Origin of the sequence: Planctopirus limnophila DSM 3776 (assembly GCF_000092105.1) — a bacterium.
GTDB classification, from domain to species: domain Bacteria; phylum Planctomycetota; class Planctomycetia; order Planctomycetales; family Planctomycetaceae; genus Planctopirus; species Planctopirus limnophila.
Genome location: NC_014148.1, coordinates 450,858 through 475,700 on the forward strand (window position 1 = coordinate 450,858; position 24,843 = coordinate 475,700).

Sequence of the window (24,843 nt, forward strand, 5' to 3'; positions counted from 1 at the left end):
GGCCTGCTTACTTCTGCACTTCAGCCACTTCCTGCTGAGAGAGTTGGTCAAGGACAGAAAGGAGATCTTCTTCGGCTCGCTCCTGACTGGCTCGAACAGCAGACTCAGCGACCAACTGGCCCATGGTTTTCTGGCCCGCAACGAGTTGAGCAAAGCTGTCGATGGTCATTTCCACCAGAGCGTCGGAATCGTCATTAAGACCAATTTCAGCTCCAACGATGTTCCCCTGGCGAATTCGTAAATGCCATTGGCCGCCACCATTACCCAAAAGATTCAGGCTGATGCTGCGATCCTGCTCGTCATACTGAGGATCTCGTGCGGCCTGATCCAGCATCTGCTGGAAGAATGCGGCCGAATCGAATTCAGGATCGACAGGACGCTTGCTGGGAGATGGAAATCCATCGCGAATGACGATCTTCGAAAGCTCGACGAGCCGACGTCGATTCACCGCCGGGCAGGGTAGGTGTGGAGCGGCTTTGAGAGTATTGGTTCGATCAAAGCTCGGGTCATTCTTCCAATAGGAGTTATAAACCCGGATGTGCTCGTAGAAGATACTTTCAGCTTCGCTCATCTTGTCGAGAGTCGTTCCGACTCCCACGAGATGTGTGTCATAGAAATGACAGGTCTCTTCCAGGATGTCGCGGATCATGCGGATTGTCACCGGATGCTGTGGCGTGAGATGGTATGTCTGGCCATGGTGCTCCGGGTGTGTGATCACATGGGCCATGACTGCTGAGACCCAATCGACAGGCACCAGATGTTTGGTTTCATTGCCATTGAGTGCCAGCCGTACTTTTTGAGCCCCGACCAGGCCCGTTTCGTCAGCATTGAAAGTCTTCACAATCGTGTTGCAAAGCTGCAGGGCGGCGTAGTAACCATGATAGGTTGTGGTGTACCCAGTGACCGAATCACCAATAATGATCCCGGGCCGGAAAACGGTCGGTGAATCCAGAAAATCAGCTTCGCGAACCATCTTTTCCGAAGCGAGCTTACTTTCTTCATAAGCGTTGGAAAGCTCCTGACCAACATCCAGTTCTGTCTCCAGAACACGCCCTTGACGCTGGCCGGCAATGTAGGCTGTCGAGACGTGGAAGAATTGTCGAATTCCCAGGCTCCGACAAAACTCGAGAACATGTCGAGTCCCACCAATGTTTGATCGGTATGGCTCGCCATCTTCGCTGGTTGCCACGAAAGAGAGGCTGGCGGCATTATGAATCACACCGGTGACATGTTCGGCTGCCCAGCGCATGCTGACAGCATCGAGCCCCAGGTCGGCTTGGGAAATATCTCCTTCGAGTACGACCGGGCGGGGAAGTTTTGTCCCCAAAGTTTCATCCCAGTAGGTCATTAACGTTTCGACTCGCTGGCGAACGTTCTGTCGACGGTTGGGCCGCACAACCACAGCCACCCGCGTTCCTGCCATCAGCAGATCGCGCAGAAGGTAGGTTCCCAGCAGACCTGTCGCACCCGTCAGAAGTTGATAACTCATCCGTCGCGTTCCCTCATCGCCTCGCACTGAAGTTGCAATTCTCTTAAGCAACTCGAAACTGGCGGAAGTGAGGCTTGATCCGCCGATCCAGATTTAATTTCTACTGAGCATGCCGGGTTATACGTTGGCACGAGCCTGTTTCGTGAAATCCTTGGTGCAATTCAAACACCTTCAGTTTATGAAGCATTCTTTTCAAATCGCAACATCACTGACCTATGCGTTCTCCAGAATCACCATTGGAAATTGACGTTTACACCAGCTGTACTGGTTCAAGATTTGTCACAGATGAACCGACCCTGACAACTTCCAAGGCAATATTGCCGATGGACAGTTGAACCCAACGCACTTCAACAATGGATTTTAGCAAACCTTGTTGAAACGATGGCATGCGTGTTCTTCGGACGGTGAGAGCCCGTGGCGCCACATGCTGTTAATCTTTTCCCAATTTATCGAATGTAACATTTCTTTCCGATCGTCGCCAAGCCAAGTGTGTGAACGCATGGTCATGTTGCCGGGCTCGCTGGAAATCTTGAACGCTCCAAACGTGGACTGCTGACATTTCATTCAGAAATCAGAAACAACTAAACTTTTTCACAGGCCATAGATGCAGATTGTTGTGAACACGATTATATGGGAGACTACGCCAAGTTCAGTTTGCCCAGTACCTTCACGAGTTCCAGTTTCATAAGGTGAGGGAACGCGTGCTGTTTCGATCCCGTGCACAAGTCCGATCTGTCGATTGTTGCGAAGTCAGGCACAACGAGGAGATTGTGTTCTACCCTTCGTATGTCGCCCCTGATTCCACGGGCGAGCAGTGGACGATGCACATTCAGGGCTGCATCTACAATCTGAATCTCCCCTGGCTCAGGCATCCGATTATGGGTGCCATTCGCAGGGCTCTGCGGATTGACGCGGAATTCACCGAGACCTTTGCCAGTCGCCTGAAGCCTTTCCTTGTGGGTGTTGAAGAAAACCGGCAAATTGTGGTGCGTGTGGGTCAAGAGTTGGTCGATGCCGGAAAAACTTCCGCCGCTGGTCTCTTCAATGGCGCGATCACTCTTTCAAAAGAAACGCTGGAGAATATCACTGGAGAAGCGGTTCGTCCCGGTCTCTGGGTTCCCTGTCAGGCGGTTCTCGATCCATCCGACAATCGCCAGTTTGATGGAGCCTCGATTGTCGTTGATCGTCAGGGGCTCTCAGTCATCTCGGACGTTGATGACACCGTCAAACACAGCAATGTTTCCAATCGTCGGGATCTCTTTCAGAATACCTTTGCCCGCGTCTTCTCCCCTGTCGATGGTATGGCCGAAATCTATCGGGATCTGGCCGCCCGAGGGGCTGTGTTTCATTATGTCTCCGGCAGCCCCTGGCAACTGTATCGACCCTTGCGTGAATTCTGGGAGACCTATCAATTCCCGGTCGGATCATTTCATCTCAAGCGATTTCGCCTGCGAGACTCGGCTCGCAAGTTGAAAAAATCGCCCCAGATGCAGCATAAGCGAACTTCGATCGATCCGATTCTGACCGCCTTTCCCGATCGAAAATTCGTTCTGATCGGCGATACCGGCGAGCAGGATCCGGAAATCTACGCCAGTGTTCTCCGCGACTTTCCCCAGCAGATATTGGGTGTTTACTTGCGCGCTCTCCATGGTGAAACGGCCGACTGGCCACGATTCCAGCAGGGATTTGCTGATCTTCCAGCCGACAAATGGCACTTGTACCCGCACCACGAAGAACTGCGTTCTCGAGTGCTGGAATGTGTCGAGAAGTACGACGGCTTTCGATCACAGGTTGTTCTCCCGGAACCACCGCCACTTTCGATGCCGGATACCTAGTCATGATCTCGGGCGGTCTCTTCCTCCGTACCGATGTGGAATGCATCCCCTTCGCGGGCGGCCAGGCAGGTGATCATTATCTGTTCGACCCCCTGGCACTCAAGTACTCGCTCCTCAGTGAGAAAGAGACTTTTCTGCTGGAAAAGCTGGAGCAGGGCATCGAGATTCCCCGCCTCTGCCACCTGTTTGAAGAGCGGTTCTCAGAAACCATCAGTCCACAGGCCCTCGAACAGTTCATGCAGACTCTCAGGCAGCAAGGTTGGGCCATAGAATCACCCTTCGATGCACCGACAATGACCATGATGGCTCACAGGTTGCGCGCTCGAAGGCTTTGGGCGAAATTTGCCAACCCGCTGGCGATTCGTTTTCGTGGGATAGATCCCACCCACCTGCCTGGCGAAATTGATCTGCTGCAGGTTGCCAACTGTCTGATGGGCTGGATCTTCCAATGGCCGTGGATCGGCATGGGACTTCTGCTGGCGATCACGTCCCTCACCATTGTGCTCACACATCCGGCTGAACTTTTCCTCGCGGTTCGTCTGGCAACTGGTCAGGAACTGGTCTTCTGGCAACTGGCCCTCTGCCTCTGCCTGGTCAAAATTCTCCACGAGTTGGCTCACGGAGTGGCTTCGTTGAGGCATGGTGCCCATTGCCATGAACTGGGGGTCATGCTCTTTGTCGGGACCCCCGTCCTCTACTGCGATGTGACCGACAGTTGGCGCTTACCTTCCCGCTGGTCGCGGATGGCGATCGCTGCTGCAGGAATTTATATCGAACTCTGGATTGCATCGTTGGCCACGCTGGTCTGGTGGCTGGCTGAACCTGGTCTTGTTTCCAATATCGCCCTGCAACTGATGCTGATCTGTGGCATCAGTTCGCTGGTATTCAATGGCAATCCACTCCTGAAATACGATGGCTATTTTATACTGGCCGATGCACTTAAGATGCCCAATCTTTCTGATCGTTCGCGTCAGACGGTGACAGTCTTTCTCGACTGGTGCTGGTTAGGTCTTTCTCGACCCTGGCCGCGCGGCGTTTCTTATCATAATGCGGCGGGTTTAATCGGATATGCCGTGGCTTCGAGCCTGTTTCGTTTGGGGCTGATGATTTCCATTCTCATCGCGCTGCACACCTGGCTCAAACCCTACGGCCTCGACATCCTCACCTGGATTTCAGGCTCCATGCTGCTCTTGGGAACAGGAACTTCTTTTGTGAATCGATCTCGAAGATATCTCACTGATACCCAGCGGCAGAACGCTCTCCGAACAACGCGTGCCCGCCTGATCGCTCTGGCGATTGTGCTGTTGGTCACTGGCGGATTGCTCTGGCCATGGCCTGCTTCGATGACGGCCGATGGGTACGTGATCCCGCATGAAGGTGTAATTGTCAGATCACCCGTCTCAGGGCGTGTCATCTTCGCCACCAGCAAATCGATTCTTACACAAGGCGAGATCATTCTCGAACTGGAAGATCGTGTCCAGAAGCAAAGGCTCCTCCAGCAGAAAGCTCGCGTCGCCACTCAGAGACTACTGCTGGAAGGCCTGTTGCAACGACAGGTGTTTGAGCCAGCCGTTCAGGCGATGATTCCGACGGCAAAGCAAGAGTTGCAAGATCTGGAAGAGCAACTGGCTCAGTGGGAAGCCGAAGAGCAACGTCATCAACTCAAAGCTCTCGTCTCCGGAAGGTTGATCACAATTCCGCGCACAGAAAGTCAGGCAAAATCTGCGATTCAAATGGAGGATCCACTGCGGCGTGAACTGGCTTTGCCCAACTGGAGTGGTTCGATCCTGGATCCTTCCAATCGCGGAGCTTTTGTCGAAGCAGGAGCCGAACTGGCATGGATCGCGCCCCAACCTGGGTATGATGTCCTCATGAGGGTCAGTCAGAGCGATATCGTCAGAGTCTCCCCTGGGCAGGAAGTGATCATCTGGCTGCAAAGTGCGACGCAGCGCCTGCTCAAAGGGACGATCACAGAGATCTCAAACGCTCCAATCGCTACAACCGGTACAGTCAACAGTGCCTCTGGTTCGAAGTGGGGCTTCCCTGCCTTCACATCCGATCAGCGGGTTTACGAAGTCAAAGCCACACTGAACGATGCTTCAGAGCAAGTTCTCACCGGGATGCCAGTCACAGCCAAGATTCAACTTCCTCCCGAATCATGGTTTCGCTGGCTGATGAGAGAATTCCGGCGGATTCTGCGGATCGACTGGTAAATTCGTTGCAACTGCCCCCGCAGAGTTTACCCAGCTTCTATCTCGAAGGAGGTTCACTTCCTGCTCAAGCCGCGCGACGAGCGGCGACGATCAAAGCCAACGCGAAGGACTTGTTTCCCATTTCTGAGCTTTCTGAGGATTACTCTGGATGTCGGATCAGGCCAAGAAGGATCAGCTCCGCCTCGGCTTTCTGACGGCCGTGGAAGACCCCGAGCGGGGTTATGTCGGCGGCTTGCTGGTCACGAACCGGTACGGTCGCCCACTGGAATTTCAGTGTACCACGCCGGTGAAACCCAATCGAACTCAGCAGATTCTCTATGGCCCGACACTCAGGCCTTACCTGCTCAGTGAATTGATCGGGAAGACGCTGATCGAAAAGGTGGGGGTCAAGCCACATCTTGTCCTCACCGAAGACGAAAGCCTTTGCGAGTTGCGCGAGCATGTTGATATCCCCGTGGGCTGCTTCAGTGATGAGTCAACTGCCACCTTACGGATCGGCAACCGTCATCTGGAGTTCCATTCCTCGCATGCCAGCGAAATGGATCATGTGCGGGATCAATGCAAAGACGTCCCCACATCAGCCGACTTGAAAGAGCCTTTTGATCGTATTCGGGAAGCCCTTCAGGAAACGATGAAAGCGGCTCTCAATCGCAGCTAAGTATCGAAACAGGCGGCCCATGATGGAACGGGCAGTCGCTCACGAGAGGCCGGAGCCTGGGAGCCCAGAAGATCATGGACGAATCTTCAAAAACAACGAGCGTGGCTCATACCCTTCGCACTGCTCCAGAACGTACCAGTTCAGAGGGCTTGCACGAAGGAGTCGAGCAGAATTCAAGCTCATCAGCTGTTCCGGCTCCCCATTGGTTGCCGCAGGTTCTCGAGTCAATTGCTCAGTACGACAACCAGAATGTGGCTCCGCCTGATACAAAGGATGTGCCTCTCTCCATGGGGACAGACCTGCATCTGGCTGGGATTAACAGTGCTCTGCAGCGTTTACCGAAAGTTGACGCCGAGCCTGTCACTCTGATGAAATCGATCCCGCTGGGGCCAGCCTGGAAGCCGAGCCGGCCACGCATTCAGACCTTTGGACTCAAGTTTCCTGAAGGTCTGGAGTTCTTGCCTCCACCGAAACCGAAGGAAGAATCTCGTCAAGAATCGATGGCTGAAAACGCCTCTGCGTCCGAAGCTGCCCCTGCACAGGAATCCGTTTCGTCAGCAGCGGATGTTACTGCCGCTGATCTCATTGAGAAATCCGAGGCGGCACTGGTCGAAAAGCCCGAGGCTAAACTCACACGCATCAAGCCACCCGCAGGCGTTCTGACTCTCGAAGATCGATTGTTCTATCTTTTGCAGCCCCCTTTGCAGACCTGGCTCAAAGGACAGGAACTCATCATGCCCTTCGAGCCATTCCCTTATCAGTACGAAGGGATTGCCTGGCTGTTCTCACACGATGCAGCACTTCTCGCCGACGAGATGGGGCTCGGGAAAACGATGCAGACCATTACTGCCATTCGTTTGCTGGTGCGGAGTGGTCAGGTTCGCCGGGTGGTACTGGTTTGCCCGAAACCACTTTTGCCCAACTGGCAGCGTGAGTTTCGCACATGGGCAGAAGAACTCCCCTTCGTGGTGGTTGAAGGGGATACCGATCGCCGCCGCATTACCTGGACAATGCCAGGTGTCCCTGTATTGATTGTCAATTACGAAACTCTCGTACGGGATGTGGCGAATTTTGGCGACGAGTTTCCGAAGTTTGACCTGGTGGTGCTGGACGAAGCGCAGCGGATCAAAAACCGCACGTCGCGAACTGCCGAAACAGCGCGTCGGATTCCTCGTCGCAGAGCCTGGGCACTTACGGGAACACCCATCGAAAATCGGCCGGAAGAACTTGGTGCGCTCTACGAGTTTCTGGAACTCGTCCCACCAGGCAGCACGCCCGATCTCAAGCAGTTACAGTCACTATCGAAGGAGTTTATTCTTCGGCGGACCAAAGACCTCGTGATGAAAGACATGCCTCCGAGGCTCGATCGCGATGCCATTCTCGAATTGAGCCCCGCCCAGAGATATTCCTACGATACCGCCGAGAAAGAAGGGGTCATCCAACTCAACGAAATGGGTGACAGCATTTCGATTCAGCATGTGTTCGAACTGGTATTACGGCTCAAACAAATCACCAACTGGGATCCTCTGACGGGTGAGAGTGCCAAGTTCGATCGACTGGAAGCTGATATGGAGGAAGTGGCCGCCAGTGGTGGTAAAGCGATTCTTTTCAGTCAATGGACGAAGACACTCGACTTTCTCAAAGAGAAGCTCGAGCGCTTTGGCCCACTGGTCTACCACGGTGGAATACCCAACAAACTTCGCGAACCGGTACTCAAACAGTTCAAAGAAGACCCCACCAAGCACATTATCTTGATGAGCTATGCCACTGGAGCGGTGGGGCTCAACCTGCAGTTTGCCGGGTATGTTTTCCTCTATGATCGCTGGTGGAACCCGGCCATTGAAGATCAGGCCATCAATCGCGCTCATCGCATTGGCTGCAAAAGCCAGGTGATCGTGACGCGGTTCATTTCCAAAGACACCATCGAAGAAAAGATCGATCGCGTCCTCACTGAGAAACGCGAGTTATTCCGTGCCATTCTGGGCGATGGAGATAACCTCAATGCGTCACTCTCGATGACCGCGTCGGAAATCTTTGGCCTGTTCGATCTGAAGGCCCGGCATGGTAAGGGAACTCGCTCCATTGGCCCCAAGCCATAAAATCTGGACTAGATGGTGAAGTCGGCGGGTGGCTGGGGTCAAACGTCCTCGTTTGCCCCCAGATCATGGGACGCAGAACGCTCATGGCCATCGCGATGAGAAGACCTGAGCCTCGTCACGGATGCAACAGTGCTGGCAAAGCGATGTCACTGGGGTCGGATGCAGACATCCGACTCCAACCACACGTATGATCACCATCTATAAAGTCTGGCCTAAATGGTGAAGTCGGTGGAACGCCCCAGAATTCGATCGACCACCTCCTGACTCAAGTCGATCGAAGGTGAGATGCCGCCATCGACATCGGTGGCGTTGATGCCGCAATACATGGCCCAGGGACCCAGATGTCGCCAGCGGCCAGCGCGCTTGGGTTCGTTGGGCAACACCGGCGTGGTACACCGGTTACAGCCAATCGTTGAATAGCCTTGATAGTGCAAGGGATTGATGATGACGTTGTGCGTCGCGATATACGCGTCCATTTCGTCATCTTTGAGATTCGCTAGAGGATTCAGCCGGAGCGAGTTCATCGGCGGGTCGACCGAAAGGATGGGCACGTTATCCCGTTTGCCCCCTTCCGCACGTCGCAAGCTGCTGACAAGACAGTCGAACTGTCCTTTGGTTCTGGCCAGTGGGAGTGTCTTTCGCAGGTGGCAGCAACGCTCCTGACCATCGGGAGTGAGGTAGAGCACGCCCAGTTCCCGGGTCTGTTCTTCCATGGACATCGAGGGAACGAGCGTCCGGACTTCGACTCCATATTCAGCCGCAATCCGGTCTCGCGTGTCGAGAGTTTCCTGGAAGTTGACGCCGGTATCGACAAAGAGAACCGGCAGTGCGAGTTTTTGCCGACTGATGATGTGGCAAAGGACACTCCCCGCCATCTGCATGGCGGAAATCGCAGCCACACGGGTGCCAAACATTTCTGTGGCCCAGCGCAGCAGTTCTTCGGGAGTCCGCTCCTCAAAGTTGCGATTGAGTTCAGTCAGATCGGCCTGCGAAAGCTTCGCCATACAAACGATTTCAGCTAAGGAATTGCCTCATCACCACCCACGGGCCGCGAGTTTAGCAAACGGCTTCGAGAATCGGCAATGCGAGCCTGTCGAGCCTGAATTCGTGGTTTTCACCACCGTCGATGGCCAATGAAGAGATAAACCCATCAACATCCGACAGAATGACACCGCTTCACACCAGACCATCTCAGATGGCAATCGCGACGGCACCGGCGCGGTTGTGGACAGGCAGCTTCCAATCAACATCTTGCAGAAAAGTGGTATTCGCGTGTGGGCTGAGCATCCATACGCGGGGGATCTTGTCGTTGGTGAGAACCATGCGACACACCAGAGTCGATTTTGGCACCGGGTTAAAGGGGGTTGTCGTGAGTCTATGGACTTCTGTTCTTTCGACGTGCTCTGAAAATCATCCACGACCCGGCAAATGCGATGGCTAAACCAGTCGCGAAAACAATGCTGATCCGCCGCGCCATCGCACCGGGATTGGAAAAGAGATAGCCACCTTCCGATGTTTGAGTTTCAACGTGCAGGCAATTTGACTGTGGGAAAACACGAAATACCATCTTAACCCTGGAAAATAACCCACAATCCAACAGCAGGTGGAAATGATGGCACAACTGGCTGGATCGCCCCTTTCGATAATTAAACCTTCACTGCCACAATCTGAGTAGCGCACCCAAAAAAATGGCTATAAAATCTGGTCTGGAAACCAACCCTCTCGAAGTTCTGAATGACACCTCGGCAGCTTTTGAACTCAGAAGTATACTCCCAGAGCATTCGATAGTTGTCTGGATTGCCTAGTAAAATCCTTCCAAGAAGTGGGACGTAGTGCTTAACGTAGAGCTTAAAAAATGGATACAAAAACCTTGAGCGAGGTACTGAAAACTCAAGTAGTGAAACTGTGCCATTTGTCTTGGTGACTCTCCAAAGCTCCGCGGCGAATTGATCGACCTCATTCGTAGTCAAGGTTTTAAGCCCAAATGAACAAGTGACTGCATCAAACTCGTTATCAGGACATGAGAGGCTGAGGGCATCTTCATTCACTACCTCAAGATGTTCGCGCTTCCATCGCTTCGAGTTCTTTTGTGCTCTGTCGCACATTCCCGTTGAAAAATCTACCAGTCGTATCTTTGCATCACACCGGATATGGCGTATCAGAATTGGAACCATCTCGCCCGCTCCTGACATCACGTCAAGAACAACACGGCTCTCTTTATCGATAGCCTTCGCGCACTGCCTCCGCCAGAAGAAGGCAAATCCTAGAGACGAGATGACATGGACAATTCCATACGTCTTTGCCATTTCGTCAAACAGTGCGCGTGGTTCTAGTCGCGGTCTCACTTGTGGTCTCATCACTTCGGTGCATTATTTCCGAACGCAGGATCGACTGTTGAAATGAATTAAATCGTTCCTCGATCTTGCGGTACAGCCTGGTTTGGCCAACTTCGTTGAGTGGCAAGTGTGGCAGGTCGCGGGAAAGAAGGCGAGAGTCACTGGCTCTCAAGAGACGTCGTGCCATATTTGAGGCCACTCGTTTCCTTTGAATGTTCGTAAGGGTGGCCCCGGTTGAGAGTTTGATTTTTACAGGGGTGGGGTGTCAAGAAAATGTTCTTTACTGCACCTTTCAACCTGTTTCGGCGCGATGTTGGTCGCAAGAAAAATTCAGATGCCCTCATCAAGTCGAAAACCTATCTGGGTAATTGCTGGGTCATATGTTTCAAGCCATTCGATAAGAAGGCTGTACATAATCACTGCGCCACGCGCGGCTGGCTCCGCTTGAAGATTGGTGTATGAGTGGCCTTTCCGCCAGAGCTGGTGAACGATGCGATTACGTCGACGATTAAACTGCGTAAGCTCATCTAGGAAGGTAGGAATTGTGTATCCCATTTGGTCAAGGTAAACGCGGTACTTCTGGATAAGCTTGTCAAAGCTGATGTTCTTCTCATCAGATATTTGGAGGAAGTGCCGGAGCAATGCTTCGATAAGTGAGTGAACAAGCAGGTACGTCTGGACGAACTGCCCATCGCTCAATGCCTGTGCCGCTGTTTTCTCGTTATCCTTGATGATGAGCGAAAAGTCTGGACTTGGTTGATTTAGCATTATGTATCTCACGGGCATTTAATTCCGAAAAAAGGTGTTAGTGCCCGGGGGCAATAATTCCCTCCCTCGTTCTTTGCATCTCTTATGTTTCACTGCGCGGTTGTCGAGAATTGATTCTCCAAACCAGAATACACAGTTACGACCAAACAAAGGTTACTGGAGAATAGCCTTAACACTTCAAAAACTCCAAAAATATTGCCAACCATTTCCGCTGGCAATACGCCTTGATTGCCGGCCTTTGACTTTCTCGATCAGAGCCTTCGAAAAACACTGCTGAGCAAGTCAGCAGTGGCACCCATTGACTTCTACATAGCACTGTGGCGAAGTCTCCACCTCACACCAGACCATCTCGTATCGCAATCGCGACGGCACCGGCGCGGTTGTGGACGTGGAGTTTCTGGTAGATGTTTCTGAGATGGGTATCAATCGTGTGGGGGCTGAGTTTTAATGCGCGGGCGATTTCGTCTTTAGTCAACCCCCGCACCACCTGTTTCAGCACATCCTGCTCCCGCAGGCTGAGATCGCTGGGTGATTTTGGCACAGTCGCTTTGGGTGGAGTGTTCGACATTAACTCCAGCACTTTACGCGCAATCTGAGGAGTCATCGAAGCACCGCCGGACAAAACTTCCTCAATGGCCCGGGCGATTTCCTCCGCCGAAGAAGTCTTCAGCAGGTAACCATCGGCCCCCGCACAAATGGCTCCAAAAATCCGGTTATGATCATCGAAGACTGTCAAAATGATGATTTTGAGAGCAGGTGACGCTGCTCGTAATGGTTTCATGGCCGAGATGCCATTCATGCCCGGTAAACCAATATCCAGCAGAATCAGCTCGGGGGCGGATTGAACTTCAAGTGCTGTTAGCGCTTCCTCGGCTGTCGAGAAATTGGCCGCACAGTGATAGGCCGGCATGGCATCGATCGTTTTCGATAATGCCCGGCGGAATGACTGATTGTCTTCAATCAGCCAGATGTTGCGGCGTTCGTTCGTCTTCGTCATCGCCCATCAGTTTCCTGAGAAAGCCAAAGTTTACGGGAGTGGCACTTTCAAGGTGGTCGTGTGCGGAGTTCCCGTCAAGAACTCGATGGAGCCGTGCAGTTCGCCGATTCGTTTGCGAATGTTCGGCAGACCATCCCCTGTCAGCACCTTTTGTGAGTCAAAACCGACGCCATTATCAACGATTTCCAACAGAAACGATTTGCGATCAAGAATAATCGTGATCGAGACAGCCGTCGCCAGGCTATGGCGGCTCAAATTGTGAAAGATTTCTTTGATCGAAAGAAATAAATTCCTCCGCCAGACGATATCGACCGTCACCTCCGGGATCTCTTTCGGTGTCTCGATCTTGAGATCCAGATTCCCGAGCATTCGCGTCGCGGATTGACGTACCTGGCTGATGAACTCTTCCAGAGTGAGCGGTGCAGGTTTAATAATCCAGAGCATATCCCGCATCGCCTGGCTGGTCTCGGTGGCAATCTTGGAAATCTCAATCAAATCGTGTGTCGATTCCTGCGGGATGCCTGTCTCGGTCGCGAGATTTCGGCTCATGAGGGCAATGGTTCCAAGATTACTGCCAATGTCATCATGCAGGTCACTGGCAATGCGTTCGCGAAGTTTTGTCGTTTCGCGGTGAATTCGACCTTTCTGCCAGAGGATGGCCGTCAGTAAGAAGCTCAGTGACAAGATGAGAATGCCGCCACCTCCGACACCAGCATTCACCCAGAACGAACTGCGGCTCTGTGCGAGCTTTTCCTGCACACTGGAAAGCTGGGCTTCGTACTGCCGGCGTAAATCGATCTGCTTCAGCCAGTTCGCCAGTTCGATAATGTCGTTGCGACTGGTGAAATCATCGACGATCGCAGCGGGAAACCAGCGTGAGGAAGCTGTTTCAGACTTATCAGACCCAGTGGAAGCAGTGTCAGAGTGAGTGATGGTGACTCGTTTTTTGAGGGCCACATTCTGATCGCCGGCGTAGACCTGCATCTCGGCCAGCGCTGCGACTGGGGGCGATTGCCGTTCATCGGGCACGTTGACGATCAATCGCACATATCGGGCAGGGAGTGGATCAATGGGTAAATCGACCTCGCCGCGCATATCGTGAAGTTGTGGTAGCTGCTGCCTGAACAACCTGCGAGAGGCGACAGGAATGATCAGCGGCCGATCTGTCCAGTGACGCAGTTCAAAACGACTGAAATCGAGGATCGCTTCGGCATCTTCAAATTCGGGAGAGTTGCTTAAGAGGATTTGAAAGCTGGTGGGGAATCCCCATCCGGGAGAACTGGGTGAATCGGTGGGTTGAGCCGGGTAGAGCCGCACTTCGTCGATGGGGTAGGTTTCGCCCAGATCGATGGTGATTGTGAGCTGAGTGGCCTTGGGCCCTTTCTGTTGAAAACCATCGGATGGACTTTTCTGCAAGCCGACGGGTGGGGGGATGACAGAGAACTCATCGACTAGATATTCAGTGGACCAGCGTAAGTCGGCCTCGATGGAACTCTTGGCATCGACCGGCCGCCAGAAGGCAATGTTCCGCATGCCCGAGATGACGAGCAGTTCGCCAATCGCCACAAAGTGATTTCCATCCAACGTTGCCAGTCGTGTGAAGGTGATCCGTACATAACGACCAATAGCTCCCGGCGTCGCAATTTGGACCGGGAAGTAGCCTGGTGCGGGAAAATCTTCTGCGGTGAAATCGGCCAGTATTCTCGGATTCTGAAAATCCAACTGATCTGCAACTTCCACTCGAAACCTTTTGGGAAAGCCATAGCCCGGGATTTGCTGATCATTCAACCTGAGCAGGACAGGAGCGAGCACAATCGATTCGAATGTCCGAATGGCCCCCAGATCGACCTGAATCCATTCCTGATCATCTCGTGAAGGTTGGAATTGTGAGTGATAGCCCGCGCGCAAGACTTCTTGTGGTGTGTACAGAGGCAGCGACGCCAACCGGCTCTTCAGATCCTGCTCCGAGCGAGATAACTGAGCAACTTGAGGACTGAGGATGCGGGCGAGTTGATCAAACCAGGGAGTTTTCGCTTCGGCCTGCAGATTTGAAGTTGAGAGTAAGCCTATTAGCAGTAGTGCCAGCAGTCGCCACAGCCGGAGATTCAGGGGAGTGAAAACTTCCGGTGCATACCTGGCCACAATACTTCCTCATTTTGTGAACGAAATCACGCGAATGCGTGAGGCGGGAACTGAACCTCGAATCTAATCTCGTCAATCACATCAAACCCGGCCAATGTGACATTGTCGAGGAAGTCACCAGGCGGAAGTTAAGAAGTCTCTCAATTCCCTTTCTCCTTTCTCCGTTTCGAACAGGACCGAATGATGCATCTCTCCAGCGCCAGACGAGGTTTTACGCTGATTGAACTGTTGGTCGTCATCGCGATTATTGCGATTCTGATTGCACTGCTTTTACCGGCCGTTCAGCAGGCCCGGGAGGCAGCTCGTAGAACGCAGTGTCGCAATAATCTCAAGCAGATTGGTCTGGCATTACATAATTATCACGACGTGATGCAGTGCTTTCCATTTGGAAGTATTTCGAACGCGCTGAATAACTCCGGTGGTGGAGGGGCGACACCTTCCACGACGGCCACCGGAGCATCGCTGCCACCGACCGACATTTCGTGGATGCCGATGACGCTGCCATACATCGATCAGGCTCCGCTTTACAATTCCGTCTCGCCTTATTTTGTGACGACGAATTCGCGTGATTTTCCGAGCAATTTGATCAACAAAGTCATCCCGGCTTTCGTCTGTCCATCCGACCCGAATGGATCGAAGCTGACCGAGTTTCATGGTGCCACGATCGACCGCAATGATGGTTTCTGTGGGAACTATCTCGCCTGTAACGGCAGCACAGAAGTGACTGTGGCCAATTCGCGAGCAATGGACGGTATGTTCTTCTATCGCTCATCGGTGCGTATGCGTGACATCATCGATGGGACATCGAACACCGTCATGCTGGCAGAAGTGAATCTGGTTCCGGAAGTGACACCAAACGTAAGCCGCGACTGGCGCGGTCGTTACTGGCGTGCCGATCATTTGAGCAGCATCTTCAGCACCAACCTGCCGCCAAATACGACCGCTTCCGACCGCTGCCGGACATGTGAAGGGTCTCCCGTCAGTCCGACATATGCACCCTGCACTGCCTCGACAGATCCTCAAGTGATTTATGCCCGTAGTCGGCATACCGGTGGTGTGCACATGGCTCTGGCCGATGGATCGATGCGATTTATCAGCGAGAACATCGACCTGGGTGTCTGGCGTGCCTTGGGAACTCGGGCTGGCGGTGAAGTGGTTTCGGAATTCTAAGCCACCTCCTATTCAAGTCATCGCTTTCATTACGATCACAAGGCGACAGCATGGATGTTGTTGCCTGATCGTAAAGTATAAACGATGCCACGCAGGTTACCGCTCTTTAACTAATCAGGCGCATCCTGAATCGACTTCAACTTCAGATTCGCAACTCGTGTCAATATCTCGGCGGGTGGCTGGGGTTGAGCGTCTTCGCGAACCCCCAGTTTATGCCGTAAATCGCTGGGGGTTCGAAGACTCAACCCCAGCTACCCCATACCAAGGCTTGAAGTCGAATACTAGAATACATGCTAGATCTCTCATCAACCTCTCGATAGCTACCTGCTGGATAAATACGAATGTCTACATATACAAATTGGAAAAGCTATCTGCCGGTCATGGCCTTGAGTGCCGGATGGCTGCTGACAGGCTTAGCCGGGTGCGGCGGGGGCAGTGATGCACCTCAGCGGTATCCGATATTGGGGCGGGTCACTTTGGATGGAAATCCACTGGAACATGGCGAAGTGCTGATTCTGCCTGCGGATGGCAAGGGGCGGCCCGATGCCGGGGCAATCAAGAATGGAGAATTTGCGTTTGATTGCACCTCAGGTTCGAAACGCGTGGAGATTACTTCTACGAAGGAGATTCCGCCCGCTTCTCCCGGAGGGATGCCCGACTATGTGGCATTAATCCCCCAAAAGTATAACTCAGCCTCGACGTTGACTGCCGAAGTGAAACCCAGCCGGAATGTGAGTGATAACACGTTCGAGTTTTCGTTGAAGACGAAGTAGATCTTCTATATAAGTACTAATTGAACAGGATTTGTCACCATAAGAAACTGAAAGGCCGAATCGCTCAATGCGATTCGGCCTGTTCTCTTATTCAATCTTTTAATTTGTGATCGAGTCGTCAGGAGAGGCTTATATCAAATCTTTGGTCAAAAAATCAGTTATCGAGCGAGGCAATCTGTCCATCATTTCGGCCGCCGAGTCGTTGCCATGTGGTATTGTCGACGTTATCGCTCACGAATCGGACAGCACCGTCAGCCATGAGAACATGTACACCGCCCGTATGCCTGCTGCGAGCGGTATAAACTCCAATGTTGTCAGTTGACCAGCAACCGCTGCAGGCCACGCAGTTCGGAAATGTAGAATTCGGGTTGTAGACAGTGTTGAAAACTGTTTGCCCACCAATTCCTAAGGCCCAGTGAATCTGCTCCTTCAAATTTCCTGATCGGCGATGGACAGACCCCGTCGCTGAAGCAGCATCAGAAAGAGCTTTGCAGGCCGTCCCGAGAGCCTGCATTTGGGTCTGAGTGGGAAAGGACAAATTGATGGTGCTGAAGTCACTTGGCCCCCAGCTTTCCGCAAGCTTGGAATCGGGAGATCCGCTACCGGAAGCAATCTGTTCGCTGGCAGCAATAGTGTTCGATGTGCCATCTGTAATGTCACCAATTCGAACGCGAGCGCGGAAGTTAAAGACACCCACCTGTTCGCTGAGTGGAACTCCGCCGCGTAGTGCACCACTATGCCCCCAATAAAGCGTAGGGCCGGCACTCATCACATAGCTGTTTCCACCACCGCGAGGATCGCTTGGCCCCTGATCCGATGGACACAGGAAGACAGGAATGCGACGAGTGATCATTTGCCAGTTGGGAGTTCCTGCTCCGGATTCATTCACTGCTAGTGAAAAATCGAGGTCACCAGTAATGTTCGCCTGCTCAAAATAAGGCAACAGCATCGAGTGGGCGCTCCAACCCCAGTACGAGTTGTCACCGGTACTGCGAGTTTCAAAATTCGCACGCGGAAACATGTTATAAACATCGTGATAATTATGGATTGCCAGTCCGAACTGCTTAAGATTGTTTTTGCAAGCCGACCTTCTGGCCGCTTCGCGTGCCTGTTGAACAGCGGGTAACAATAAGGCAATCAGAATGGCAATAATCGCAATGACCACGAGCAATTCAATCAAGGTGAAACCATGTTTTTTCCGCATACGCTCTCTCCAGTCGCCAATAAAAAGTGAACAAATAAACAAGTCGTTGGACATTATTGACGTCATCAATGCGAATGGCAATCAAAAACAGGTCAATCATTGCAAGGTATGACGAATTTATGCAGATTGCATAGTTGAGAACGTCGGATCATTCCAACGGATGATCAAAGCAGTAAGGTTGTGGGCAGGTATTCCGAACGTCACGACAAGGTTATCTCGAAACCCCATCATCATGGCTGAACAACAGCAGGATGACCTGGGTGAGAGCGGCGTGCTGAGCGGGCGAGACTTTGCCTGAGGCTGGCTTCTCGCCGATCTTTAAGAGTTCGGCGGTGGTCTCTGGCTGAGATTGATAAGTGGCCACCTGCTGGTCATAGAATGCCAGTAGCAACTCCAGTTCGCGAGAACTCGGTTCGCGTGTAAGGAGTGCCGTATAGGCGACTTTCACCCGATCAGCAGGAGCTGCATGCGCAAGGCTGAGATTCTCGGCGTAAACTCTCGCTGCCTCGATGAACTGGGGATCGTTCATCAACACCAGTGCCTGGAGCGGCGTGCTGGTGCGCTCGCGTTTCGCAATGCAGCTTTCTCGGCTGGGGGCGTCAAAGGTGCTCATGGATGGTGGAGGCAGAATCCTCCGCCAGAAGGTGTACATACTCCGGCGGTAAAGGTGCTCACCTCCCACCTTGGGATAGCTTTTTCCTGTTCCCGCTTCTTCCCAAAGTCCAGCCGGTTGATAGGGGTAAACGCTGGGCCCGCCCACTTTTGTGATCAAGAGGCCACTCACCGCAAGTGCCTGATCGCGCAGCATTTCTGATGAGAGACGAAACCGGGGTCCACGAGCCAGTAATCGATTTTCCGGATCTGCCGAATAGTAGGCGACATCGACCGGGGTTGCCGATCGCGCGTAGGCATCCGAAAGAACAATCTGCCGTAGCGTGTGCTGCAGGTCCCAACCGTGATCCATGAAATCGCGTGCCAGCCAGTCCAGCAGTTCAGGATGACTGGGTAATGCTCCCTGGCTGCCATAATCCTCAGGTGTGGCGACCAACCCTCGACCGAAAGCTAGCTGCCACAGTCGATTAACAGCCACACGAGCCGTCAGTGGGTTCGCATCATCAACCAGCCAGTAGGCTAACCCCAGTCGATTGCGGGGCCATTCAGGCTTTAATGATCCAATAGCCTGCGGGACATCCGGCTGCACGACTTCTGCTGGCTGAAGATATTCACCACGCTTAAGCAAATGGGTTGGTCTCATGCCGGGAAGCTCTTCCATCACCATGATTTGTTTGATGCGAGTGATGAAATCGTCTTCTGCGACTCGAGCAGAAGCGAGTTTGGAAAAGGCCTCCTTCCACTCGGGTTGAACCCTGAGCCAGTGGAGTGGTCGGGACGAGTTTTTTGCGAGGGAGAGTTCTTCTGCTTTCGCTTCGGCCAGTTGAGCAATCTCGGCCTGCGACAATTCCACGTCGAAGATTTTCAGGTCATCCAGCTGCCCTTGGGAGAAGCCGATGTCACGAAAGCGGGCACCTAGTGAGAGAGTTAAACTTCCAGCCGCCGAATCGCCCCATTCGGATCGATGGCGGATATCGCGCGTGAGTTTATCGCGCTCGACAACCAGCGAAAGTGGCTGGCAATCGAGATAGATCTGCACACCGGAGGCTTTGCTCGAACCATCATAAGTGATTGCCACATGTGACCATTGACCCAGCGGCAATACGTTCGGTGCCTGGACTCGAATGGCATTACCTGGCCAGAAATGAATCAGTGAGAAGGTGGGACGACCTTCATCAAGAGTAAACGCATAACCTCGGAAGGCAGAATCTTCGGCCGCTTGTGAACAGTGCGCGATCACCATGCGGGGCTTATGCTCCGCGGGCTTCAACCACATGGAAAGGCTGAACGGGGAAGTTCGGGCAAAGTTCCCCACTTCTTTGAGTTTGTATTCGTCATCGCCACTGAACTCGATCGCCTGGCCACGATCTTGTCCGCTGGCAGTCTTGCGGCTGTCGACCAGCTTGTTGGTTCCGCCGGGCGAAATCCCCTCAAAATCAAACTGGGCGACCGGTTCAACTGGTTGAATTGGCATGGGTTCATTTTTGGCGTTGAGCTGTGACTCCTCACGTTGAGTGATCAACTGGCTTTCGACTTCTTTCAAAGCTGTAGCGGCCTGTTGGATTTCTTGCAGCAGTTTTTCATGCTGTGCCTGCTGCCCATCGGCAAAAAGTGGCAGGGCGGGCGTGGGGGCCGTTTCTGTGAAATGGGAGTACAGGCCGTGCTCGTCGATGTTCGCGAAGAAAGCACTAAGTGCGTAGAACTCCTTTTGGGAAATCGGGTCGTACTTGTGATCATGACAGCGGCAACATTCCATGGTGAGGCCGAGTGCCGCTGTCCCGATGGTTCGCACGCGATCTGAGACATATTCGATGCGAAACTCTTCTTCGACACTTCCCCCTTCGTTGGTCTGTCGGTGCAGGCGATTGAAAGCGGTGGCCAGCTTTTGTTCTTGCGTGGCCTGGGGAAGGAGATCTCCTGCGACCTGCCAGGTGAGAAAATCGCGGTAAGAAAGATTCTTTGAGTACGCGCGAATCACCCAGTCGCGCCAGGGCCAGACGTGCATTTCCCGGTCGGCTTGATAGCCGAAAGTATCGGCATAGCGGGCGAGATCGAGCCACTCGTTGGTCATCCGCTCGGCGTAGGCGGGTGTTGAAAACAAGCGATCGACCACAGCTCTACGAGTTTCAGGAGAATCGGCCAGCGAGAGAAATTGCTCGATTTCGACGGTTGATGGGGGAAGTCCCGTGAGGTCCAGCGTGACGCGACGCAGCCAAGCCAGTCGTGTGGCTGGAGGAGATGGTTGCCAGCCGACTTCGGCCAGGCGAGCCTCAATGAACTGATCAATGGGCGGCTTCTCAACGAATTGCGATTGAGTTTCTGCAGGAGTGGAAATTGTCTGAGGGACAGGAATAAAGGACCAATGGGGCTGATACTCGGCTCCTGCGAGCACCCATTGTTTCAAGGTGGCCTTTTGAGTCGCTGAGAGTGGTTTCTTCAGTGAGGGCGGAGGCATGACCAGATCGGGATCGTCGGATGAGATCCGTACCAGCAACTCGCTTTGATCCAGTTGGTCGAGGTGAATCGCCTTCGCACGAACAGCTTCTTCTCTTTGATCGAGTCTCAAGCCGGCTGCGCGAGTGGCACTATCCGGCCCATGGCAATGAAAACATCGATCAGAAAGAATCGGACGAATATCGCGATTGAACTGCAACTTGTTAGACGTTTGAAGGTTTGCAGAAGGCTTTGCAGGACTTTCATTCTCGCCTTGTGCCTCTTGGACTCCCAGGTTGCTGGAGGCAATCACTGTCGCAATCAGCAGAGCGGTCAGGGTGCTGATAAAAAAACGATGGAGAAAAGGCATGGGCAGGCTCGCGAGAGGGATGGCATTCGATGGAGGGAGTCAATTCAGTACCAACGGTTCGATTTCGAATTGGGATGCGTGCAGCAAAGTCTGGGAATGTTTTGAATTGAATCACGAAATCATGCATCACCAGAATGCATCTGTTTGTGGGGTTTGACGTTACGGAAAAATCGAGTATGGCTGGTGGCGGATTCAATATCAGCTTCGCTGGAACTCTCTGGCTACACTTTGAACAGAACAAGGTGAATACATTTATTCAATCGAAAACTCAGGCCAGAAAGCAATGGTGTCTTTTTGATCAGATTTAAAGGTCTTTACGATTGAAAGTCTGTGGCGAAAAGTTAGACTGTCTGACATCAATGATTGGGAAAAACTAGGGTTGCTCCCCAGCACGTCGCGACGGCTGGATGTCCCGAGAAGTGTCGGGTGGAGCGAAGAGGAACAGAAATGTCGATCACAAAAGAGCGTAAAACACAGGTTATCAAGGACTTCCAGCGATCAGAGTCAGATACTGGCTCGCCTGAAGTTCAGATTGCTGTGTTGTCTTCGCGAATTGCCGAGCTGACGGAACATCTGCGCAGCCACAAGAAAGATCACGCCAGCCGACGTGGTTTGTTGATGCTGGTGAGCAAAAGACGACGGCAGCTCGATTATGTGAAGGCGAAGTCTCCAGCCAAGTATTTTGAACTGCTCGAACGACTGAGCCTCCGCAAGTAGTTTCAATATCCGCCTCGACTCTTCCCGAGTTTGAGGCGGTTTCTGTTGAGGCAGGTAGTTTTGCAAACTGATTGATCCCTGCAGGAAGAATTGCAGCGATGGTTAGTTCAGGTTCTCAGTAGGGTTCAAAATTTCGTGAAGAGGCCTAAGTCAGCAGTGGCTTAAGAATCTAGCGATTGCAGTGAAAAGTACCGTCTGGTTGCTTCGAGAGATTTGCAGCCAATGGAAATGACACGCCTGTCTGGGGCGTCTCGTTTCAGCGGTCGACAGTCAGGGTATGGGCATTCCGGTTTTGCAGCAGAGTCAAGCCTTCTGTTCGATTGTGCGATTGATACCGCAGCACCAGCAATTATGGCTGACGCGCTCGAGTGTCCTGTCGTCTGGTGATTCGATGGTCGCGCAAACCGGCTTCCGGCAGAGAATTTCAAGCCAGAAGTTTACAAATCGGTCGACATGCCGTTTCCTCTTCCGTGGTTTCCCGAGAAACCACCAAGTCCAGGTCAGGGGCTTTTCTGACCAGACAAAGACCTGCAGAGAGAGTGAATTCACTCGCCTGAAGGTGATAAGTCATTTCCCGTCAAAGACCATCTGGCTCAAAACGAGGGGTGAATCTTCAGCCATAGATATGGCTCATGTCTCACTCCCGAGCCTGTGTGTATGAATACAAAAGTTGTTTGTTGAAAAATGTTTGTTGAAGGATTGAAACGTATGAAAGTTACCGTAGAGCGTCAGTTTGCAGGTCGCACCTTATCCATCACCACCGGCGAGTTAGCCAAGCAGGCTGCTGGCGCTGTGACAATTCAATATGGCGAAACAATGGTTTTCGTCGCTGCTCAGAATGGCCCTTCCCGCCCGGGAACCGATTTCTTCCCGCTGACATGCGACTATCGGGAGCGTCTGGCTGCCGCTGGGAAGTTTCCTGGTGGATTCATCAAGCGAGAAGGTCGCCCCACACTTCGCGAAGTGCTGACGAGTCGCCTGACTGACCGTCCCATTCGACCACTCTTCCCCGAAGGGTATATTGAAGAAGTGCAGGTCATGTCGAACGTGCTCGCCTCAGATGGCGTGAACGATCCCGATGTGTTGTCGATTATTGGTGCCAGTGCCGCGCTTTGCCTGGCTCCGGTTCCTTTCCAGGGACCACTGGCCGCTGTGCGGGTGGGCTTGATCGATGGCGAATTCATCCTCTTCCCGACTCAGGAACAGATTGCCGATTCCGAACTGGATCTGGTGGTAGCCGGTACTGAGAAGTCCGTGCTGATGATTGAAGGCTTCGGTAAGCAACTTCCCGAAGATCAGATGGCCGATGCCATTATGTTCGGGCACCGGACCATTGTCGAATTGTGCCAGTTGCAGCTGGAACTGGTTGCGAAGTCCGGCCGCGAACGATTTGTGCTCCCTGCTCCCGAAGCCAATCCTTTTGAAGCGATTCTGCTCGAAAAGGCTTATGCCAAACTGCGTGAAGTCAAGCAGTCGAGCGTCAAGAAAGAGCGTAGCAGCCAGACATCGGCCTACAAGAAAGAACTTCTTGCCGAATTCTTTCCCAATGATGCTGAAACGACCGCCGCTGGGCTGACGAAAGCACAGTTCTTCGCCGCCTTTTATGCAGTTGAAACCAAGGCAGTTCGCGACTTGATTCTTGATGGCGTACGTCTGGATGGACGGAAGCACGACGATCTCCGCGCTGTTAGTTGTGCGGCCAGTGTCTTGCCACGAGTTCACGGCTCTTCACTCTTCACACGGGGTGAAACTCAATCGCTGGCAACCGTGACATTGGGAACGATTCGCGATGTCCAGCGCGTGGAAGGGCTCTTTGGCGAAGAAGCCAAAGCCTTTATGCTCGACTACTACTTCCCTCCTTACTCTGTGGGTGAATGCAAGCCTTTGCGTGGCCCTGGTCGTCGCGAATTGGGTCATGGGGCCTTGGCTGAACGATCCGTTGCCAGCGTTCTGCCCTCGCCGGAAAAGTTCCCCTATACGATACGAGTCATCTCGGACATTCTCGAATCGAACGGATCGAGTTCGATGGCTTCAGTCTGCAGTGCAACACTGGCACTGATGGACGCCGGTGTGCCCATCAGCCAGCCAGTGGCTGGGATTTCGATTGGACTTGTGAAGTCGGCTGACCGGTTCATTCTCCTCACAGACATCATGGGTGATGAAGATCACTTTGGTGATATGGACTTCAAGGTGGCCGGTACTCAAAAGGGCGTGACTGGCATCCAGCTCGACCTGAAGATCGATGGCATCAGCGAAGAAATCGTGCGGGCCACACTCGAGCAGGCCAAGAAAGCCCGTATCGAACTGCTCAAGACGATGCTCAGTGCCATTCGTCGGCCTCGCTCCGAGATTTCGACACACGCACCGAGACTGCTTCGTACCAAGATCGACCCCAGCAAGATCGGCCTGCTGATTGGTCCCGGTGGCAAGAATATTCGAGCCATTCAGGAACAGACCGGTGCGACAATCGATATCGAAGATGATGGAACTGTGGTGATCGCCAGCAGTTCGAGCGTGGGTGCCGAAGACGCACTGGCCCGAGTCGAAGCGATCGCTGAAGAGATCAAGGTCGGCCGGGTCTATAACGGGACGGTCAGCTCGATCAAGGATTTCGGTGCCTTTATCGAAATCGCTCCGGGCAAAGATGGGCTCTGCCACATCAGCGAACTCTCGGACGGCTTCGTGAAGAATGTGAACGAAGTTGTCCAGGTGGGCGAGAAGATTCAGGTGAAAGTCATCGCCATCGACGAACAGAACCGTGTCAAGCTTTCGCGGAAGGCTGTATTGGCTGATGAAGCCGAGAAGCCAGCCGCTGAGTAATCTTGGTTGACCAAGTCAACCCACAGGTCTCCTCGAAAATGCCAAAGCCCGGCAAGCACAAATCGTGTTTGCTGGGCTTTGTTGCTTAGCCACAGTTGTTCTGTGACGAGGTCTCGCGACTGAATCTCGGGAGTCACGGCACCGAACGGGGCAACGATCGGACGGGTGGCTGGGGTTGAGTCTTCGAACGCCCCAGCGATTTTCGGA

The 24,843-nt window shown here is 53.0% G+C and carries 17 protein-coding genes; 8 read left to right on the forward strand and 9 right to left on the reverse strand.

Features of this window, described 5'->3' with window-relative positions:
- Positions 1-7 precede the first annotated feature (7 nt).
- Complete coding sequence (locus tag PLIM_RS01880) at positions 8-1,489, reverse strand: SDR family oxidoreductase (RefSeq protein WP_013108646.1); 1,482 nt, start codon at positions 1,487-1,489, stop codon at positions 8-10.
- Between the two features lie 770 nt (positions 1,490-2,259).
- On the opposite strand from PLIM_RS01880, the gene PLIM_RS22255 reads away from it, so the two are divergent.
- The 4 genes from PLIM_RS22255 (at position 2,260) to PLIM_RS01900 (ending at position 8,294) form a co-directional block, all read left to right on the forward strand.
- Complete coding sequence (locus PLIM_RS22255; RefSeq protein ID WP_148226938.1) at positions 2,260-3,324, forward strand: phosphatidate phosphatase App1 family protein; 1,065 nt, start codon at positions 2,260-2,262, stop codon at positions 3,322-3,324.
- Positions 3,325-3,326: 2 nt separating this feature from the next.
- Complete coding sequence (locus PLIM_RS01890) at positions 3,327-5,537, forward strand: HlyD family efflux transporter periplasmic adaptor subunit (RefSeq protein ID WP_013108648.1); 2,211 nt, start codon at positions 3,327-3,329, stop codon at positions 5,535-5,537.
- A 148-nt stretch (positions 5,538-5,685) separates the two neighbouring features.
- Positions 5,686-6,195 carry a hypothetical protein gene (locus PLIM_RS01895; RefSeq protein ID WP_013108649.1) on the forward strand — a complete coding sequence of 170 codons (510 nt, stop codon included), beginning with the start codon at positions 5,686-5,688 and terminating at the stop codon, positions 6,193-6,195.
- A gap of 74 nt (positions 6,196-6,269) precedes the next feature.
- Positions 6,270-8,294, forward strand: coding sequence for a DEAD/DEAH box helicase (locus PLIM_RS01900; RefSeq protein WP_013108650.1), 2,025 nt, complete (start codon positions 6,270-6,272; stop codon positions 8,292-8,294).
- 212 nt (positions 8,295-8,506) lie between these two features.
- Here PLIM_RS01900 and PLIM_RS01905 read toward each other — a convergent pair whose 3' ends face one another.
- The 6 genes from PLIM_RS01905 to PLIM_RS01930 form a co-directional block, all read right to left on the reverse strand.
- A complete protein-coding gene (locus PLIM_RS01905; RefSeq protein WP_013108651.1) occupies positions 8,507-9,298 on the reverse strand; it encodes a phosphoadenylyl-sulfate reductase in 792 nt (263 codons plus the stop codon).
- 187 nt (positions 9,299-9,485) lie between these two features.
- Positions 9,486-9,617 carry a hypothetical protein gene (locus PLIM_RS24885; protein WP_261340085.1) on the reverse strand — a complete coding sequence of 44 codons (132 nt, stop codon included), beginning with the start codon at positions 9,615-9,617 and terminating at the stop codon, positions 9,486-9,488.
- Positions 9,618-9,940: 323 nt separating this feature from the next.
- Positions 9,941-10,651, reverse strand: coding sequence for a class I SAM-dependent methyltransferase (locus PLIM_RS01915; RefSeq protein ID WP_081440176.1), 711 nt, complete (start codon positions 10,649-10,651; stop codon positions 9,941-9,943).
- Positions 10,652-10,960: 309 nt separating this feature from the next.
- On the reverse strand, positions 10,961-11,398 hold the full coding sequence (locus tag PLIM_RS01920; RefSeq protein WP_013108654.1) for a hypothetical protein: 438 nt from the start codon (positions 11,396-11,398) through the stop codon (positions 10,961-10,963).
- A 334-nt stretch (positions 11,399-11,732) separates the two neighbouring features.
- On the reverse strand, positions 11,733-12,395 hold the full coding sequence (locus PLIM_RS01925) for a response regulator (protein ID WP_013108655.1): 663 nt from the start codon (positions 12,393-12,395) through the stop codon (positions 11,733-11,735).
- A gap of 30 nt (positions 12,396-12,425) precedes the next feature.
- The gene (locus tag PLIM_RS01930; protein WP_013108656.1) at positions 12,426-14,537 is read right to left on the reverse strand and encodes a histidine kinase; all 2,112 of its coding nucleotides are present in this window, start codon (positions 14,535-14,537) and stop codon (positions 12,426-12,428) included.
- Positions 14,538-14,717: 180 nt separating this feature from the next.
- Here PLIM_RS01930 and PLIM_RS01935 point away from each other — a divergent pair, with 180 nt between their 5' ends.
- Together PLIM_RS01935 and PLIM_RS01940 are read left to right on the forward strand one after the other, a co-directional pair.
- Complete coding sequence (locus PLIM_RS01935; protein WP_041400918.1) at positions 14,718-15,707, forward strand: DUF1559 domain-containing protein; 990 nt, start codon at positions 14,718-14,720, stop codon at positions 15,705-15,707.
- A 341-nt stretch (positions 15,708-16,048) separates the two neighbouring features.
- Positions 16,049-16,480, forward strand: coding sequence for a signal peptide-containing protein (locus PLIM_RS01940; RefSeq protein WP_013108658.1), 432 nt, complete (start codon positions 16,049-16,051; stop codon positions 16,478-16,480).
- 154 nt (positions 16,481-16,634) lie between these two features.
- On the opposite strand, the gene PLIM_RS01945 is transcribed toward PLIM_RS01940, so the two are convergent.
- Together PLIM_RS01945 and PLIM_RS01950 are read right to left on the reverse strand one after the other, a co-directional pair.
- Positions 16,635-17,684, reverse strand: coding sequence for a DUF1559 domain-containing protein (locus PLIM_RS01945; RefSeq protein WP_013108659.1), 1,050 nt, complete (start codon positions 17,682-17,684; stop codon positions 16,635-16,637).
- A 211-nt stretch (positions 17,685-17,895) separates the two neighbouring features.
- Entirely contained in the window at positions 17,896-21,099 is a 3,204-nt protein-coding gene (locus PLIM_RS01950; RefSeq protein ID WP_013108660.1) for a DUF1553 domain-containing protein, read from the reverse strand.
- A gap of 447 nt (positions 21,100-21,546) precedes the next feature.
- Here PLIM_RS01950 and rpsO point away from each other — a divergent pair, with 447 nt between their 5' ends.
- Both rpsO and pnp read left to right on the forward strand, forming a co-directional pair.
- Positions 21,547-21,816 (forward strand): 30S ribosomal protein S15, encoded by a 270-nt coding sequence (gene rpsO / locus PLIM_RS01955; RefSeq protein WP_013108661.1) that lies wholly within the window; start codon positions 21,547-21,549, stop codon positions 21,814-21,816.
- A 708-nt stretch (positions 21,817-22,524) separates the two neighbouring features.
- Positions 22,525-24,636 carry a polyribonucleotide nucleotidyltransferase gene (gene pnp / locus PLIM_RS01965; RefSeq protein WP_013108662.1) on the forward strand — a complete coding sequence of 704 codons (2,112 nt, stop codon included), beginning with the start codon at positions 22,525-22,527 and terminating at the stop codon, positions 24,634-24,636.
- Positions 24,637-24,843: the final 207 nt, after the last annotated feature.